Source organism: Desulfovibrio inopinatus DSM 10711 (assembly GCF_000429305.1).
GTDB classification, from domain to species: domain Bacteria; phylum Desulfobacterota; class Desulfovibrionia; order Desulfovibrionales; family Desulfovibrionaceae; genus Alteridesulfovibrio; species Alteridesulfovibrio inopinatus.
On record NZ_AUBP01000001.1, the window covers coordinates 341,119 to 359,221 of the forward strand.

At 48.1% G+C, this 18,103-nt stretch carries 15 protein-coding genes; 4 read left to right on the top strand and 11 right to left on the bottom strand.

Annotation, left to right across the window (positions count from 1 at the left end; translation table 11 throughout):
• Nucleotides 1-2 precede the first annotated feature (2 nt).
• The 4 genes from G451_RS0101515 to G451_RS32105 all read right to left on the bottom strand — a co-directional run bounded on the left by G451_RS0101515 (nt 3) and on the right by G451_RS32105 (nt 6,132).
• Nucleotides 3-857, bottom strand: a complete 855-nt coding sequence (locus G451_RS0101515) for a respiratory chain complex I subunit 1 family protein (RefSeq protein ID WP_027182884.1) — start codon at nt 855-857, stop codon at nt 3-5.
• Nucleotides 857-2,797 (bottom strand): NADH-quinone oxidoreductase subunit 5 family protein, encoded by a 1,941-nt coding sequence (locus G451_RS0101520; protein ID WP_027182885.1) that lies wholly within the window; start codon nt 2,795-2,797, stop codon nt 857-859. Before G451_RS0101520 ends, G451_RS0101515 begins: the two co-directional genes overlap by 1 nt.
• A gap of 439 nt (nt 2,798-3,236) precedes the next feature.
• Nucleotides 3,237-4,337, bottom strand: a complete 1,101-nt coding sequence (locus tag G451_RS0101525) for a protein-tyrosine phosphatase family protein (protein WP_027182886.1) — start codon at nt 4,335-4,337, stop codon at nt 3,237-3,239.
• 199 nt (nt 4,338-4,536) lie between these two features.
• Nucleotides 4,537-6,132, bottom strand: a complete 1,596-nt coding sequence (locus tag G451_RS32105) for a sensor histidine kinase (RefSeq protein ID WP_051261006.1) — start codon at nt 6,130-6,132, stop codon at nt 4,537-4,539.
• Nucleotides 6,133-6,622: 490 nt separating this feature from the next.
• Here G451_RS32105 and G451_RS0101535 point away from each other — a divergent pair, with 490 nt between their 5' ends.
• The 3 genes from G451_RS0101535 (at nt 6,623) to G451_RS0101545 (ending at nt 10,638) form a co-directional block, all read left to right on the top strand.
• Nucleotides 6,623-7,687, top strand: coding sequence for a glycosyltransferase family protein (locus G451_RS0101535; RefSeq protein ID WP_027182887.1), 1,065 nt, complete (start codon nt 6,623-6,625; stop codon nt 7,685-7,687).
• Between the two features lie 151 nt (nt 7,688-7,838).
• Complete coding sequence (locus G451_RS0101540; protein WP_027182888.1) at nt 7,839-9,062, top strand: radical SAM protein; 1,224 nt, start codon at nt 7,839-7,841, stop codon at nt 9,060-9,062.
• 133 nt (nt 9,063-9,195) lie between these two features.
• Nucleotides 9,196-10,638: an oligosaccharide flippase family protein gene (locus G451_RS0101545; protein WP_245587755.1), complete on the top strand. Its 1,443-nt coding sequence runs from the start codon at nt 9,196-9,198 to the stop codon at nt 10,636-10,638.
• 87 nt (nt 10,639-10,725) lie between these two features.
• Here the strand turns inward: G451_RS0101545 and G451_RS26905 are convergent, their stop codons facing one another.
• The 6 genes from G451_RS26905 to cbiM all read right to left on the bottom strand — a co-directional run bounded on the left by G451_RS26905 (nt 10,726) and on the right by cbiM (nt 15,191).
• The gene (locus tag G451_RS26905) at nt 10,726-11,298 is read right to left on the bottom strand and encodes an AAA family ATPase (protein WP_051261008.1); all 573 of its coding nucleotides are present in this window, start codon (nt 11,296-11,298) and stop codon (nt 10,726-10,728) included.
• A gap of 127 nt (nt 11,299-11,425) precedes the next feature.
• Entirely contained in the window at nt 11,426-12,148 is a 723-nt protein-coding gene (locus G451_RS0101555; RefSeq protein WP_027182890.1) for an energy-coupling factor ABC transporter ATP-binding protein, read from the bottom strand.
• On the bottom strand, nt 12,145-12,912 hold the full coding sequence (cbiQ, locus tag G451_RS0101560; protein ID WP_027182891.1) for a cobalt ECF transporter T component CbiQ: 768 nt from the start codon (nt 12,910-12,912) through the stop codon (nt 12,145-12,147). Before cbiQ ends, G451_RS0101555 begins: the two co-directional genes overlap by 4 nt.
• 71 nt (nt 12,913-12,983) lie before the next feature.
• The gene (locus G451_RS0101565) at nt 12,984-13,751 is read right to left on the bottom strand and encodes a DUF4198 domain-containing protein (protein WP_027182892.1); all 768 of its coding nucleotides are present in this window, start codon (nt 13,749-13,751) and stop codon (nt 12,984-12,986) included.
• Between the two features lie 175 nt (nt 13,752-13,926).
• Nucleotides 13,927-14,565, bottom strand: coding sequence for a hypothetical protein (locus G451_RS0101570; RefSeq protein WP_156921469.1), 639 nt, complete (start codon nt 14,563-14,565; stop codon nt 13,927-13,929).
• A 5-nt stretch (nt 14,566-14,570) separates the two neighbouring features.
• Nucleotides 14,571-15,191, bottom strand: a complete 621-nt coding sequence (cbiM, locus tag G451_RS0101575; protein ID WP_027182894.1) for a cobalt transporter CbiM — start codon at nt 15,189-15,191, stop codon at nt 14,571-14,573.
• A gap of 139 nt (nt 15,192-15,330) precedes the next feature.
• Here cbiM and G451_RS34005 point away from each other — a divergent pair, with 139 nt between their 5' ends.
• Complete coding sequence (locus G451_RS34005; RefSeq protein ID WP_156921470.1) at nt 15,331-15,501, top strand: hypothetical protein; 171 nt, start codon at nt 15,331-15,333, stop codon at nt 15,499-15,501.
• On the opposite strand, the gene G451_RS32110 is transcribed toward G451_RS34005, so the two are convergent.
• Nucleotides 15,488-17,788 (bottom strand): response regulator, encoded by a 2,301-nt coding sequence (locus tag G451_RS32110; protein WP_051261009.1) that lies wholly within the window; start codon nt 17,786-17,788, stop codon nt 15,488-15,490. The genes G451_RS34005 and G451_RS32110 overlap by 14 nt on opposite strands.
• Between the last annotated feature and the right edge of the window lie 315 nt (nt 17,789-18,103).

The window sequence follows — 18,103 nt, forward strand, 5'->3', positions numbered from 1 at the left end:
ATTTAGCCGGCGGTGTAGACCCATACGATGTTGATAAAAGACAGGACAAGGCCGACGCTCAAAGCACCCTTGAGCATCCACCGCCACGTCATACGAGCGGAGACGTTGTCCACAATGATTTCCAGGAAATAGGTGATGACAAGCAACACCAGCATACCGAACAGGTTCGTGGCCCAGAAGAGACCGCACAAGGCCAGAACGAAGATGACTTCGTACCAGTGGGCGATTTCAATCAGCGCCAAGAACGGTCCCGAATACTCGGTCAAAACACCGCGGACGATTTCCTGGTGGGCGTGGTGGCTGGCGGAGATATCAAAGGGCGATTTACGCAGTTTGATGGTCAGCGCATAACCCAGCACAATAAAGATCAACGGCAACTGCGTCAGCAGCGGCTTGGGATACGCCAGGGCATCCGAAACTTTGAAGCTCCCTGTCACCATAGCAATAGCCACAAACACAAGGATGAGCAGCGGTTCATAGGTGAGCATCTGCATGAGTTCGCGCTGCGCACCGATCTGGCTATACGGCGAGTTCGGCGTGGAGAGCGCGCCCATGACGAGGAAGACTGCACCAATAGTTAAGACGAAGAAGATAAGCAGCAGGTCGGACTGCATGAAGAAAAGAAACACACACAGCATGGAGGCGGCCAAGTAAACATAGGCGCACAAAACCTGCCACGAGTTGATGACCATGGGGGTCTTTCCCAGCAATTTAAACACGTCGTAAAACGGCTGGAGAATAGGAGGACCAAAGCGCGACTGAAGTCGAGCCGTAATTTTCCTATCAACCCCGGAGATGAGTCCACCGACGATGGGGGCCAAGATGACCGCAATCAGGGCGATGATGATATCAGCCATTAGAGCAATCCTCCCAGAGTAGCCGCGAGAAGGACCAGGGCGATAACGTTGACCCATTTGGTCAGGACATTTTCACCGAAGTATTGGGCCAAGTAGAAGTTCGAGGCTTCAGGGGCGACAATCTGGCGCAAAGGACCGCGGAAGCCGGCAACACCATTTTCGGTAGCTTGGACTCCACACAGATACGGTTCGCTCGCAGATTTTTTGCTCATCCGCTTCGCGGCGCGCATGGCGTAAAACAGACCGAGGCCGAGAAGCAGGAAAACAGGGTAGGTCACAAATATCCCCGTTTTGCTGGCAAACGTCCCATAGCTGACGGCAAACGCGGGCGTTGCGTAATACAGCGCAACGACGGGCTCAACCAGCCCCGTGTAGATGAAGGGAGCAAAGATGCTCAAGACAATCGCCATAACGATGAGAACCTGCAAAGGCATGCGCAGGGTGAACGGTTGTTGTTCCGGTGCGGGAGCGCGTTCGGTAAACGGTGTGCTCATAAGGATACCGGCCCATCGTGCCCAGTAAACAACCGTCAAAGCGCTTCCCAAAGCCAGCATCGTAACGACAAGGAGCATTCCCCCGCCCATAACCGAAGCGGATTCAATGGCCATCCATTTAGAGATAAGTACACCGAAGGGGGGTAAAAGCATGGACATGATGCCGATGATCATAATCGTTGCCGTACGGGGCATACGTTTATAAAGGCCACGCATATCTTCGATGTTGAGGCTGTCAATATTCTGCTGTACTGCGCCAACGCACAGGAAGAGCAGACCTTTGGAAACGGCATGGAAGATGATGAGCATCATCGCGGCTGTAAAGGCGGCAGGGGTATTAATGCCTGCGCAGGTGATGATGAGCCCGAGGTTGGCGATCGTGGAGTACGCCAGGATCTTTTTGCCGTTGGTTTGGCTAATAGCCATGGCCGATGTCACAAGGAACGTGAACGCGCCGAACAAGGCAATAAAGCTGGACAGCGGCGTCCCCACATAGGCCGGGGCCAAGCGCAGGACAATGTACACGCCGGCTTTAACCATGGTGGACGAGTGCAGCAAAGCCGAAACCGGAGTCGGTGCGACCATAGCGCCAAGCAGCCAGCTTTGCATGGGGACCTGGGCGGCTTTACCGCATCCTGCGAAGGCCATGAAGAACAACGGCAGGAGCATGACAGCGCCGAGGGTCGTCGATTCGCTCAGCACTTCTACCAGCGAGACAGTTCCCATGACGCGCTGGACCAATATGACGCCCATTAACAGGGATGCACCGGCAAGGAGGTTCATCCACAAGGCTCGTTCGCCGTTGCGAATGGCGATTTCCGTCTTGTCATGGCTGATGAGGATGAAAGAACAGAAGCCTGTCACTTCAAAGAAAAAGTACATCCAGTTCAGATTGTTGGCCAAAACAAGACCATTCATAGCCCCGAGAAGTAAGGTGAGGAAGGCGAAGAAGAGGGGCTGTTTGGTTTTGGCCAGTTTCAGATGTTCCTCATGGTGTTTCATGTATCCCAATGCGTAGATCCAGATGAGCGGACCGACGATGGAAATGATGAGAACCATGACCAAGCTCAGGCTGTCAGCAAAAATAGCCGGAACATGGGTTGTGTGGTCCATGAGGAAGAATTCGAGATATGCCAGAGCAAGAATCTGAAAACCGGCAAATCCCATGATAAGGTTGTTTTTTCGTTTAAAACCGAAATACAAAATAACAAACAACAGAACAAAGTCGCATAAAGCGACCAGACCATTGGCGTCAATTCCTATAAACGTCGAGATGTCATACGCTTCAAACGTTCCCATTGCCAACAGTGCAAGCGAACTCAATGCCATGATCACCGATGTGACCAGGACAATTGTAGTGCGCACTTGGTGACTTTTCACGAACGCATGAAGGAGACCGACGAGGAAGGGAAGGACAACCAGGCAAAAGACCAGTGTGTCAAGCATAGGCACCTCTTGTCGGAGTAAGAAGGGCGGCACGAAAGCCAGTGACTCAAACGATATGACAGGGTACGGAATAGAGGGGTACAACGCGACGAACCCCCGTTGTCGCGTTGTGGGGAGGGATCCAAACTCCTGTCGATTTGATTTTATAAAGGACTTAGTATGTCAGGTCAAGAAGATATGCGACTATTACAGCATGGGGATGGATTTTGTACGGTGGTGAGGGGAGCGTGTTCTGCAGAAAAATGAATGTAGTGATGTTGTAGCTTTTTATTGTTCATGCTACTTTTGCAGAGATTTTTTTTTACATCAAGTCTATCTGGTGGTGTTTTATGTAGAAATTGATTGATTCTCGAATCGATTGTATGAATTTCATGTTTTTCTACTGTCATAAAAATAGCACATGGTGGTTTTTCGATCCGATAGCTATGTGTATTTTGTTTTACTTCTCTCGCGTATGAGATGTTGATGCTTTTTTTGCAGTTTTTTCTGATTCAAGGAGATCATGGAAAAATATCTGAACAAATCGTCCGGATATAACATCAGGGAAAAAATACATTTTTTCTGTCTCACCAGGAAATGATGAGACAAAAGCAAAAAAGAGTGCATCTGACGTCTGCACCATACTTTCTTGAAGGCGTTGTTCCAGGCTTTTCTTCGAGTCTGTATCAGGAATGTCGCTTAATCGACAGCGCAGTGGGCGATGTTCAAATATGAGGCATTCACCGTACTCGTTGAGTGGACATAGAAGAGGTTCGTCAATGGGACGTTCCATGTTAGGAATACTTTGCACGTGGTTTCGTCGAGCACGACGTAATGCTGCAGCGGATTGCACCGCAGCGGCGACAATGGATTGTCGTTCTGTTCGGCCCAGCGTCAGATTGACCATGTGTTTGATGTATACAGCTTCGGCCAATCCCACGGAGAATGGTATGCGGCAACAGTCATCGTGATCTTTTCCACAATGATGCTGCACATTATATTTGAGAGCGAAAGCGTCAATAGTTTCAGCCGCGCGCTCGACATCGGTAAAAAAAGGATAGAGATTGACTTGGTTTTTCATTTCCAGGCTGGGTTCCCGCAAATGGAGCCGTCCGCTTCGCTTGCCGTATTTTCGAATGAACCTCCATTGGCTGAAATTTTGCGGTTTGGCTTTGAGCTTTTTGAGGCGCTTGTCTGCCAGTTTGTGACCAAGTCCTTTGCGCAGGAGATACGAGTTGAGCACGGTGCCTGTTCGGCCCAATCCGTGTCTACAGTGAATGAGAACATTCTTTCCCAAATAAATGACTTCATCCAACCAATCCAGACCACGCTCAAGGGCTTCCATATCCGGTGCAGATTCGTCTTCGATGGGAAGGTAGTAGACTTCAAATCCCTGATCGGCTTCAAGCCAGTGAAGATCACAGAATTCCGAACACAAATTCAATATAGCATCGATGCCTTCACGTTTGAGCGCATCCAGGTCATCGTAGCTCATGGGAGCAGCTCCGATAGCCAGTTGGTTCGTCACCCAGGTGAGTGTATATTGAGAAAGGCCTGCCATAATCGTTTCTTTCGTTTCCTTGTGTTCAGAAAGATTTCCTGACGGCTCCTCGGGAACCGTCCTTTATTTTATTGCAACGGCGTTTTAGATGCCAAGTCGCGCTTATGATTTATCATGTGCTTCATAAATGGCTTTGATCTGTACAACGCAAGGATGATTCAGGTTGCAGAGACAGCCAATACAGCGAATTGCGTACCACTCAGGTTTTGTTGAGGACATCCTGGGAGCGTCCTGCGGTCTGTAGCTCAAAGGTGAAAATCGAACCGTTTCCGACAGTCGACTCCGCCCAGATGACGCCCCCATAGTGTTCAATGATTTGTTTACAGATACTCAACCCTAGTCCCGACCCTGTGGGTTTTCCCGCAGTGATGTCTCCGCCATATAACGATTGATGGAATAGATTGAATACTCTGGATAATTCTTCTGGGGCAATGCCTGTTCCGGTGTCTTTGACCTGGACACGAACAACACCGGGAGCTGATTCATGCGCGATGACTTCAACTTCACCCTGGGGAGTGAATTTCGCGGCATTTTCGATGAGATTGTGCATGACTTGCATGAATCTGTCACGGTCCACATAAAGATAAGGAAGTCTGTCTGCAACTGTATATTTGAGTTCTACTGGTTTGTCTGTGAAAATATTCTGCGCGACCTCAACGGACTCAAGAATGGCATCACGAACGGAAAAGAGACTTGGCTTCCAAATCAGTCGTCCTGACTCTATGCGGTTAAGATCAAGCACGTCATTGATAAGTCGTCGAAGTCGTTCTCCTTCCTGATGAATGATAGCGAGGTTGTCGGTAATGACACGGGCACGCTTGGCCAGTTCCGGATCATGTTTATAGAGTGGACCGAAATGTTTATTGAACGTTTTATCACTTATTTTGGCAAATCCAAGAATGGACGTCAGAGGCGTGCGCAATTCATGGGAAACAGAAGACAGAAAAACTGACTTCATAGTGTCGAGTTCCGTTAACCGGCTATTTGCTCGCTCGAGTTCTTCTGCCTTGGCGGCAAGATCACGTGTGCGGTCGGCAACTTTTGCTTCAAGTGTTCTTCCTTGGTCTTCCAACGTCGACATCATCTCGCAAATGGCTGTACTCAAGTATTCAATTTCTTCAACACCTGTGTAGTGGGGCTTTTCCCCCTTGCGAATGCTGGCAATAACATTTTGGATTGGATGCCGAATAAAGCGTTCGGCTAAAAGAATCATAAGAAGAGCGGTGAGACACAGAATGACTGATGCCGCGATTGCAATACGATGCACGCGTATATTGAGTGTGGTAAATTGTGTACTGTCATTTATGAGGGTGATTCTCCATTTCCATGGGGAAAAAAGAAAGGTCAGCGTATAGTATTTCGTGTTATTGAGAGAGAAATTATAGAGATTTTTTGTCTTATATGCGGAGTCTGGGATGCTGAAATTGGGGTGAGGATGATTGGTTGCATGAAGTGGTTCATATCCTTCTGCCATGTGTTGTGCGATGATTCCCTTTATGTTGTGTTCTCGGAAATATACTGCCAATTCTTCAAGAGCTTGCGCCTGGTTGAGCTGGAGCTGTTCAGGGGTGTGCTTCGTTTGAGCATGAGTGAGCTGATCAAGATGCTTTGTACAAATGAATAATACGTCACGAGACAGCCAATGCAAATTGTTTTCGATGGTTGTATCAAGAAAGTTGACGATGGAGTTATCAATTAAGGAAAAAAAGAGTATTCCAGACAATGTCCAGAGCAGAAGAAGCGGAACAATGAGCCTTACAAGGAGATTTTTCTTCAGGCGTTTGAGCAGGGGCATGCGTTCTGTTCCGCCTTGGAATAATGGTTGTTGAAAAGGCTCTTCTATTCTCCATACAGGAGAATAGATCCATGTCTTATTTCTGAGAAATACGTCTCCGTTGTCCGAACATATTTCGTCTTTTCAAATTGAAGTCAGGATAAACATCGTATTTTCACCCAGCTCATTCGATAATTCGCAAGATTGAGACGTAATGGTTTATTATATGGAACGATACCATCTTTTCGTCCCAATCTGCCCGCGAAAAGATGGATTCAAAGCACCCATGCTGTTGTCCGGAGTATATCTTCGCAGGGGAGCATACACTCAATACAGAATTTACGCTCAATATTACAGAAAAAATAAAGGAATGACCAGATCGATGTATGCCTGAACAGATGAGAAGGGAGCGTGCTCACCGCGATGCTTCCTGCTTGACAAGGTGGTCTCGCAATGGGACGAAGCCTGTCTTGTTCGTCTCTACATCTTCCAGAATCGGAGAATATGCTGCATGGCTCGCATTCTTTACGGGGTGCATGGCACCCAACATGGTCACGCTATACGGGCATTGACCATTGCCCGCCATTTGGGGGAACACGAAATTCTTTTTGTTTCCAGCGAGGAAGGAGCTGAACTCCTCGCACGGGAGTATCGCGTTGAGACCGCTCTCAACCCTGGGACTCGATATAAAAATTATCAGATCGACACGCCAGCTACGCTGAAACTGGCTGCAAATGTATTGCGGCAACGCGGCCGCGAGGTTCATCGTCTCGTGAAGATTGCCGAAGCGTTCAAGCCGGATGTCTGCTTGTCTGATTACGAATACTTTGTTCCCTTGGTGTCGAAAAAGATGGGAATTCCATGTCTGAGTGTGGACCACCAGCATGTCATTAGTTTGTGCAGTCATCCTGTGCCGCCCAAACTTTGGATTGATTATGCCGGCATTTCAACTTCAATTCGATTTTTGTTCAGCCATTGTGACCAGTACCTTGCCATTTCCTTTTATCGACCTCCAGTCAAACCCGGGCTTCCCGGCCGAATCGCCCCACCGATCCTCCGCGAAAGTGTCGGCAAAGTCGAAGCGAGCCAAGGTGATCATATTCTCGTCTATCAGAGTTGTTCCATTTGTGATGATCTTGTGCCTTTCCTGAAAAGGCTTCAGCGACCATGTCTTGTCTATGGATACAACCGGAGCGGTAATGATGGGAATATTACATTCAGGCCGTATTCGGAGACACAACTTTTGGAAGATCTGGCCAGTGCGGCCTATGTGATTTGTGGAGGAGGGCACAGCTTGATATCCGAATCCTTGTATTACGGGAAGCCAATTCTGTCGTTGCCTGTCGCCGGTGCGTTTGAGCAACAGCTCAATGCTATTTACATTGAACATCTTGGGTATGGTATGAATCGGACCATGGCTGACCTTTCCCCCGCGCTTATTGCAACGTTTGAGTCAAAGCTCGATTCGTATGTGGAGTCTGTGGCGAGTCAGACGTTTTGCGGCAATACCGAAGTCTTTGGAACTGTTGAAGGATTCGTGCGCACTGGGCGCATGGATATTGCGTCGTCAGCCTAATTCCGGTAATGGCTTGCATCTGTATTCTCTATAAGAGTGAAAGCGGCCCGATATTCGGCATTCCGTTGTTTATTCGAGTAAATGACTACCGATTAGGGACGGTAATTCCATGTTTTATCCGTCCGGATTGTGCTTGACAGGAGGCTCTCCAATGAAGACTCGCCCTTTGACCCCAGAGAAGTACTATCGTCTCCCATGGAATTTGGCCGACAATGCCATCACGTGGCTTGAGCCCACGACAAAGTGCAATTTGTATTGTGAAGGCTGTTACAGGGAGAATGATCCGGGTGGTCACCGCTCCTTGGACGATGTTATTCGTGAGCTGGAAGAAGTGAAGCGTCTTCGTCGGACAGATGGTATTTCCATTGCTGGTGGTGAGCCGCTGATCTATCCGGATATTGTTGAGCTTGTGCGTTATGTGGTCAAGCAGGGGTGGAAGGCAATTATCAATTCGAATGGTCAAGCGTTGACCCCGGAACTCGTGCGTGATCTGCGTGATGCTGGTTTGACCGGATTTACGATGCATGTCGATTCACATCAGAAGCGCCCTGGTTGGCAGGACAAGACCGAAGAAGAGCTGAATGAACTGCGTGAAAAGCTTGCGCAGATGATATTTGAAGAAGGCAAGGGGAAAATCGCATGTGCTTTCAATGCAACGATTTATCGCGATACACTCAAAGATATTCCCATGCTGACCAAATGGGCTCATGCCAACATGGATATAGTCCATACAATGGTCTACATTTTGTTCCGTTCAGCGAGACGCCAGGGGCAATTCGATACATTTGTTCATGGGAATAAGGTTGACGTGGGACAACTCGTCTACCAGCTTGATCATCAGGAAGGACATCTCGATATCGTATCGCAAGAAGTCGCTGATGAAATTCGCTCCGTCTATCCAGAGCACGAACCCTGCGCCTATCTTAACGGAACCGAAGACCCGCTGTCCATGAAATGGCTTTTGACGCTTCGGGTGGGGAATAAAGACGAACTTCTTGGATATATGGATTCGAAGTTTGCCGAAATGATGCAGGTGATCCACCACTTGTTTTTTGGGACCTATCTTGCGTATACACGGCCATGGCTTATGAAGCACGTCCAAGTACTGTTTCCCTTGGCGATTTTTAACAAGGGAATGCGCAAAATTTTCCTGCGTTGGTTGTTTTCTCCTAAGCGGTGGACCCAATCCGTGGATATTCAATCCATAATGGTCATTCAACCGTGTGATATTTTTGATGATGGCCGGCAAAATATGTGCGATGGCTGTCCAGACGCCATTTTTCATAAAGGGAAGATGGTGTGGAGTTGTCGTGTTGACGAACTGGAAAAGTTCGGTGGTTTTCTTTCCTGCGCTCCGCGTCAGGGGTGTAAATAAGTCCATTCGGCGTGTATTGTTTGTCTGGGGCCACTATTGCCCGAAATGTGCCGCTACAATTGAGTTCGAAGTTGGCGGGGTGTCTGCGTTCGTCGCGTCCTGACTTCGGTATAAAGGAAGTTCTTTGAGCAAAGTGAAAACCACTGTGTCTCCAACGGACCCGTCGTCCTACCGTATCGTTCGGAAGTTTGCGCACCTGCTTGGGGCGCAGTGGATTCGCGATGCGTTGCATACAGCCTTCCTCATCTATCTGGCCCGGACGAGTACCAGCGATTACGGCGAGTTTATGCTTGCCTTTTCAACGGCTTCCATCGTGTTGTTTTTGGCTGAGTTTGGTCTGAATCAGCCTCTTGTCTCTGCATTAAGTAAAAAATTCAGTCATAAAGGCGACATTCTCGCCCAGTATAGCCTTATTAAAAGCGCACTCCTTCTTGTTGGTTGGATTGGCGTACTCATTTTTGTTTATTGGCAGAATTACACACCGGGATTGAAGAACCTTGTACTTGTCATCACGGTCGGTGTGGGGATGGAGGCGCTAGCGAGCTCGTTTTTTGTCGCTTGCCGCGTACGCGGGCGGCAGGATTTGGAGAGCCGTATCCGAGCGGGTTCATCTCTGATCGGTTATGGATATGGCTTGACGATGCTTTTGCTTGGCGTCATGCCGCACTGGGTTGCATTATTCAAAGTTATCGAAAATGGGTGCAACCTGGCTGGCGGAATGTATATGGCGTTGCGCAAGGCGGACCTGACACAACTGACACTCAAGAAAAAATCATTGGCGCGGACATGGCATACGGCTAAGGGCGGACTTGTGTTTGTCCTCATGGCCTTGGCTGCCATTATGTACAACAAAGCCAATATCTTCTTTCTGCAACAATCGGGCGGACCGTATCCTGTGGCCCAGTATGGCGTTACGTGGGAATTGGTAGACGGTATATCGATTATGGTATCGAATCTGCTTCTACGAAGCGTGCTGTACCCGCTGTTTGTTCAGTTGTGGAAACGAGACAAGGCCGAATTTGCCCGCCTGGCGACAAGTTCGGTTCGCTGGCTTCTCGGAGCGGCGATACCTGTAATGTTTCTTCTCTATGTTGAGTCTGACCGTCTCATTCCTTTGATCTACGGTTCCAATTATGTTCAATCCATCTGGATGCAAAAAGTGTTGGTTTTCAGTGTTGCCGTTGCGTTTCTGCATAATCTTGCCGCATATATTATGATGAGCCAACGCAAAGAGCGCTTGTTGCTGTTTATCTACATCGGTGGATTGATTTTTAATCTTGTCTTCTGTGCCGTTGTTATTCCCGACTATCCTTTGTTGGGGGCGTGTCTCGCCATAGTTCTGACGAAAGCCCTCGTCTGTATCGTGACAACGAGCTATTGTCACTTTACCATGGGATTTTTCAAATGGAAGGAACTGTGGCCGATCTTTTTGGCCTGCCTCGTTGGTGCCGGACTCTATGCCGCGACGCAACCCTTGCAGATACGTGAATTGACCGAAGCCTCTGCACTGTTGCCCATACTCTTTCTCTGGCGTTCTTGGCTGCGTGAACTGCGTCACAAACAAGCCACTGCTTAAACAGGACTTGTTTGTAAAAAATAGGGACAGGGAAATTCTGTATTCTGATTTTCGTTTTTCAGCTGGTGAGAAGTTTGGTTTTTGGGGCTATTGGGTTGCCTGAGCGTTCAATGTATTCGGGAATGATTTTGATTGAAAGATTGTCTCGAGATGCTCGGCAACCGATTGTTCCCGTTCAATTTTGATTATCGTACATGGCAAGCTTCTTATCCACTCTTCATGCCTTTCTTTGCTCCGCATATTGATTCCACCAGTATCATAGCTTGCTGCCCATTGGAGAAACTTCTTATGTTGTTCGTACCTTGGGTCATCAGAGCTTTCAATGTTCGGTCCATAGCGTTCCACCTCTCGCTCCATAAGCCTTTTCATTCGTAGAGCAGGCGGCAACCAGAGGAATACAACAAGGTCAAACATCGGTATCGCGAAATCCCCCCAACCGCATAATGAACCAGAAAGAATCCATGCGCGAGACTGCTCAAGATCGCGCCGCAATAACTTTTTCCTTTCTGTACGTTCTCGTACGGTTTGAAACGGTGGATCCGTCGGCATCCAGAAATACTCGTCAGTATCATAATGCGGACATCGCATGACGTCGGCAAGAGCTTTTCCCAGAGTTGTAGTTCCGGAGCCTGATGCACCAAAGATATGTATTCGTATCATTTCATTACGCCTGTTTGGTATAAGGCTTGATGCTCGATAGTGCCGTGATGGAATCATATACAGAATTTTAAATCAAAGCGGTAGAAGAGGATGGAATTCACCTGGCTCCTGATATCTTCATTGGCTCTTAGGCGTGATGATGTTCGACGGAGCCGCCGACATGCGTATGGCGATGGGTGTGCAGAGTGGATTTGTCGAGAATGTGGAGATGGCCCTGGTCCAGGTTCATTAAAGTCTCAACGGTTTGATGAAGAAAGTCCCAGTCGTGGGAGACAATCAAGAGTGCCTGCGGGAGGTTTCTCAAAATATTGATAAGCCGATCACGCGTGTCAGGGTCGAGGTCGTTGGTGGGTTCATCGAGGATGAGAACGGCCGGGTCCATGGAGAGGATCGTGGCAAGCGCAACAAGCCGTTTTTCTCCTCCTGAGAGGCGATGGGTTATTTTGTCTTCAAAGCCAGTGAGTCCTAACTGAGCAAGTGTTTCCGAGGCCTTCTCTCGTGCCTGTTCGGGAGAAAGTCCCTGGTTGAGTGGACCGAATGCGACATCGTCTAGAACTGTGGGAGAGAACAGTTGGTCATCGGCATGTTGGAACACAAAGCCAACTTCACGGCGAAGGCGAGAAAAATCGGCTTCAGTTCGGCATGGCTGCTGTTTGAAAAGAACGTCTCCACCATCAGGCGCAATGAGCCCCATCATGATATGAAGCAACGTTGTTTTTCCCGATCCATTTGAGCCGATAAGTCCCACTCTCTCCGTTTCGGAAAGTTCGACGTCGATGTTATCCAGAACGATGTGGTTTCGTCCCGGATATGTGTAGCTGATGTGCCGTAAGCCAAGCAGAGCGGTCATAGAAAATTTCCTTGGAACCCGGTTTCGACGAGAACAATAACCACCGATGCAATAGTCACGATGAGTAAGAGGAGGATATCGGCAGGACGGAGCTGAAAAGAGCGCAAACTGCGAAAAACCCCATCAAAGCCACGGAGCATCATGGCTTGGTGAATGCGATGTGAGCGATTGTAACTTCGTACCAGAGTCATGGCCAACATATTGGCATACGTTGTGTACGTGTGGCGATTGGTCTTTGGGGTGAACCCACGCAAGCGGGCGGCTGTATGAAGTCGTTGATATTCTTCGCTGATAAGGAATACATATCTATAGGTAAAAAGAAGTAACGCACAGAGTTTCGCCGGTACGTGAAGGCTTATCATGGCTTTTCCGAGGTCAGGAACGGGACTCGTGGCGACGAGGGCGATAAAGCCCATGATGATAGCGTATGATTTGAGTGTGACGAGACTGGCCAATTGGAGGCCGTTATCGGTCACGGCAAGTGGGCCCCACGACCAGATTGGCGTTCCTGATGCGGTAAATGGAACGACCACCCACAAAAAAGCAATGAATCCACTGACGGTAATGAGCCGTATGGCAACGGGTTTCAGCGGAAGTCTTGCCGAAATCAACAGGCAGAGGCCAACAGCAAAGCCTACTTCGGCCGCAAAGGGGGTTCGGAGCAACGCAACCGTGACGGCAAAGACCAATGCGGCAACAAGCTTGCACCGCGGGTCCATTGAATGAAAAAGACTGTCGCCATGGGCGAATGGTTCATCATGCATAATGAGAAGTCCTGAAAAGAAACGCCGGGCTTTGGCCCGGCGTTTGTCCTACCCGTAAATGTGTCAAAAAGCTATTTCGTATTCCATGGAGTCATTTGCACCCAGAGTACTGCCCCGAGTTCGACAGGCTTATCCTTTCCTTCAGGATCTTTGATGGTGAAATCGCCTTCATTGAGTGCGGCAAAGCCCCACCAACCCGGTTGGGGACAGGCAAAGGTGAATACGCCGCTGTCATCGGCATGAACCACATAGGTGACGTGATGATCATTAGGGGCTGTTATTGTGTTCTTCGCATTATAATATTCCACTTCGACTTCGGCATTGGGCACCGGTTTGCCATTGAGCAGCACACGGCCCGTAAAAACAAATCCCGTCCGAGACGCAAAGGGGCGCGTCAGCGGGACAATTTCTGTTTTGACACCAAGTGGTTCGCTCCATCCTTCTTCATCGCCGAAAGCCGATACAATCGTTTGTGTATAATGAATGATAGAGACATCTTCTGCCGGTTCCCAATACGGTGTCGGCTCCATGAAAAAGCGGTACACGCCAGGACGTTTTACCGTATAGGTCGATTTCCAAGCCTTATGATTCATAACCGTTGCTTCGCTCAGTGTATCGAGAAGATCGGTTTGTTTGCCATTATAAAAGACAGAGAAAACTTTGGGTTTGACCAGATCCATGCCGACGCCCTCAAACGGATGCGAGAACGACAACGTCAACGAGACGCTTTTGTCGGCGGGTTCCACAACATCCTTGTTCGGGATGAGCATACCAAAATGGGCAAAAGCCGAGGTTGCTGCGAAAAGAATCATTACACACGCCATGCCAAGTTTTTTCATTTGATTTCTCCTTTTTGATTAAAAAATAGAAAATCGTAACACTGAAATGCCATAAAAAAAACGAGGATACCCCGAAAGTTTCGTGTGCGGCATGGCAAACAGCCAATATTGCCGTGCCGCGTCGTTCTGTATGAATAACGGACGAAAAGAGTGTATCGGTTGCGATGCTCGTTCTTTATTTCTTCCGGCTCCGCAAATATGCAACAATGCCGGCAATACCGACCAAGAATCCAATGCCGCCTACGATGTCTTTGAAGCTTGGGCCGGGATCTTCAAGTTGCAGAAGCTGGCGTTTGATGGGTGAGAGCTTCTGATCAAGAAGAGAACCCAAAACACGCGTCAACTCGGCTTCATCCAATGTTGTGCCGTTTGAGGCAATAGAGGCTGCAGGAGCAGGCGTGGATGGTGTTGCCGTCGTCTGGGGAACTGGAACCGCCGTATCGGAAGGCGACACAGATGTTGTAAGGTATTCGCTGGGCTCAAGCAGCCATTCTCCCCGGTGTCCTTCACCTACATTCAAAACAATACGGATACCTTTGGTTGCATTTTGTGCGGACTCTGGGAGGGGAAAGCGCCATATGCCATCACTATTGGTTTCCCCTGCTGCAAGTTCAGCATCTGTCGCGGCATCAAAGGCAATAATGTGCGCGCCTTTGGCGGGGGAGCCTCCGGAAAACGCTGTTTCTGCAATGACATCGTTTCCCTCCATATAGGCAAAGACACGCACCTTATGGGCATGAGCCGGAGAAACCAAGACAATTCCAAGCATGAGGACGGGCAGAATAACGCACCGACAAAGAGATGGGTATTTCATAATATTTATACCGATGCAGATGGACACGACGTGTGGACGAGCATATCCGGTTGCACTTTGAGGATGAAACTGACAGTGGCCATCGTGATGAACCCTTCGATGACGGCAACAGGCAGATGTCCGAGGACAAGAATTTGAGCGGCAGCAAGGAAATCAGAACTTGTCAAACCCAGGCAAGCGGCTGTGCTCAATGCACTGAGAATGATGGCACCAGCACCAGCGGAAAAGGCCGCAATGGACCGAGCTGTACGGGAGCCATAAAGAAAGGGGCGCAGAGTTAACCCGAGTAAGACAGCGGGGAATGCCATGTTAAAACATGACGCTCCGAGAACGGTCAGGCCGCCGAATTGAAAAAAAACGGCTTGCAAAAACAATCCGGCCAAAATGGCAGGAAATGCGGCAAATCCAAGTATAAGTCCAAGTAAACCACTGAGGAGTAAGTGAACACTTGATGGTCCAATAGGAACGTGGACCAGGGAAGCCACAAAAAATACCGCTGCCAACACCGCGACGGTCATAATACGGTCGTAATCAAGAGATTTGAGCCCAATGGCCGTCCCCACGGCAGTCAGAGCCCAACCGGCCCCAAGAAGGGGGGGAGAAAGTACGCCTTCTGAAATATGCACGGGGAGTCCTTTATTTTCGTGTTACGTTGCGAGAATTTTTATGTCACGATGGAGATGGACTGTCAATTCCTGCTACTGGGGGAGCTGTTTGGGAGAAGAAGTTGTTGATTGGAAAGTATATCATCTTTTGAGAATACCAATGATTTTCAATGAATATGTCATGAAGTACGAAGTGACGTCGTCAAGTCATTGTTTTCTTGAAAAAGAGGATTGGCTCGAGAGTGCATCAATGATGCAGGAGGAATCGTTGGGCCTTCTTATTCCGCTGTTATTTATCGTTATGATGTGTTTTGGGCTTATTGGATTGTAGCCGGCTCTATAATCTTGTTAATTGTCGACGTGAGCGTACGTAATGTGATTGGCTTTGGAAGGAAGTCGTTCATTCCAGCTCCCATAAAGTGATTTCTATCTTCTGGCATTGCGTAGGCCGTCAATGCAATAATCGGTGTTTCAATGTTCTGTTGTCCAGCGACACCTGATCGTATCGCTCGTGTTGTTTCGACTCCATCCATTGTTGGTAATTGGATATCCATAAGAATCACGTCGTACTGGTTTTGTTGTAACTCATGGAGAGCTTGCTCGCCATCTTCAACGGCAGTTACTGCATATCCTTCGCGTTTCAAGAGTGATTTGAGCGATATCCTATTGGCCATATCGTCTTCCACAAGAAGAACCGAGTGGTTTGCCACCGTGTGGATGGAGGTGGCAGTGAGAGCGTCGTCAACGTGTACAACCTCTGTGGTCATGGAGAACGGTAATGATACATAGAAGGTTGTTCCGACGTGAGGTTCACTGACAACAGAAATTGTTCCACCCATTAAGGTCACAAGTTGTCGAACAATGGATAATCCAAGACCAGCGCCCTGGTATGATCGTTTGTATCCTCCATCTGCCTGGGTAAACGCTTCAAACAGTGTTTCAATGCTGTTTTCATCCATACCGATACCGGTGTCCGATACAGAAAAAAGAATGCGGCAGCGTTGAGCCGTAGAGCTTGGCAATGCATAAGCCTCGACAGCGATCGCTCCCTGGTCAGTGAATTTCACAGCATTACCGACAAGATTATTCATGATTTGACTAAATTTGAGGGCATCACCGAGCAGCGCCTGAGGGATCGCCTCATCAATCTGGTATGTCATGGTAATATTTTTCTGTTGGCATGAAAGATCGAAGAGATGCCGGAGTGACTCAAATGATTCCGCAAGGCTGAACGGCGCGAGTACCAAATTCACTTTACCGGATTCTATCTTTGTTAAATCCAGTATATCGCCAAGAAGATTGGTTAAGCGTTTGGATGATTGTATTGCCAACATGACGTAATTGCTCTGCTCTTCATTGAGTGGTGTTCTTTGAAGAAGTTGATGCATGCCAATAATGCCATTGAGTGGCGTGCGGAACTCATGACTCATATTGGCAAGAAATGCGGATTTCGCATGGTTGGCAGCTTCGGCCTTAATTTTTTCTTGAATAAGTTCCGTGTTTTTGTCGAGCAGTCGTTTCTGGGCTTTGTCGAGTTGGGCAACCATATCATTATAGGCTTTGGCAAGTTCAACCATCTCATCGGGAAAGCTTTCTGTGTGAAGGAACGTTTCGGTGTATCCCTCTCCAAGGTTGCGAAATGCGTTTTTGAAATGTCTTTTCACCGTGCTGATGAGTTCTTTGACAGAAAGAAGGGTAATACATCGCCAGCCAACAAAAGGTATCTCTTCCCAATGCAGTTGGTAGTTGCCTTCGGGCGTTTCCACAGTTGTATGCCCGTGGTGTGAAGCAAAGAGGGTATTCGTCGGAAAGTGTTGGAAGGCTACGTGCGTGTCATGGAGGGAAAGACGCGCCACTTCTCCTTTGGACATGGTGGTTATCGATATTCCGTGACTATTGGCGATCAATGATCCATTTGTATCAACGATACACGTCAGTTGTGCCTTGCGATCCACGTCAAGCACACCATGTCTGACAAGGCTGTCGACTCGGATATCAATACTCCAAAGTCCCACAAAGTCGTCGTTAGCGTAGATGGGGATGGATGCCGCCACAATGAGCCCTTGTCCTGCATAGTCAATATGTGGATCAGACCACCGCACTTCTCTGTCGGGGTTCACATCGGGTTTGATTGATGCATACGTATGGTACTCAGACCAATTGAAATTCGGTGGGATCGCTTCTTTTTGGTCGATATATGGATATTGCAATGCAGTATTTGTTGTATCTTGATAATAGATCCAGGCCGCTCCGGGAAGTCGTGTATGGATTGTGCTGAGTATTTCTCCGATGTTTCGGTGACAATACAGGCGAAATCGCGCATCACGATTGTTCATTTGATTTGGAGGCCATGAATAACTCAATGCATTATGGGAGAGCGTTCCGTTTCGAAAGGCTGAGAGATGCGACAAACTTAAAAAAAATCCATCATCATTTACCGAAAATTTGTCTCTATTGAGCCAGTTCTGTATTGCAATGTCGTCATGTGGAGTTTCCCGAAATAATTTTAGCGTCAGAGATGCAAGATAATACAGCGTGTCTTCAACACGTTCCAATTCACACGAAGTAGTTCGTATGATGGATTTGAGTTGCGTATGTATGTATTTGTATTCTTGCATGATGTGCACCACTTACGTGTTCTTGGATATTGTTATCGTGGCGGTACTGTTTTGTGCAGAATAACAAATCAAGCATTGTTTCGTATGGATACGATGTCTGTTGAATACTCATTTTCATCTGATTTTCAGAGTATTTTCGTCGACGAATCCACTGACTCTATCGAACGTATGGCGTATGTGTATAATCGTCAATAGGATTGTAGCAGAGATTTGTATGCAGTGTCTGTGAGCATAGAAAACAAATTGCTTAACGGACAATAACAGCGGATTGTATACGAATTATTTCAGTATGATTTAATGTACGAGACGTCGTCT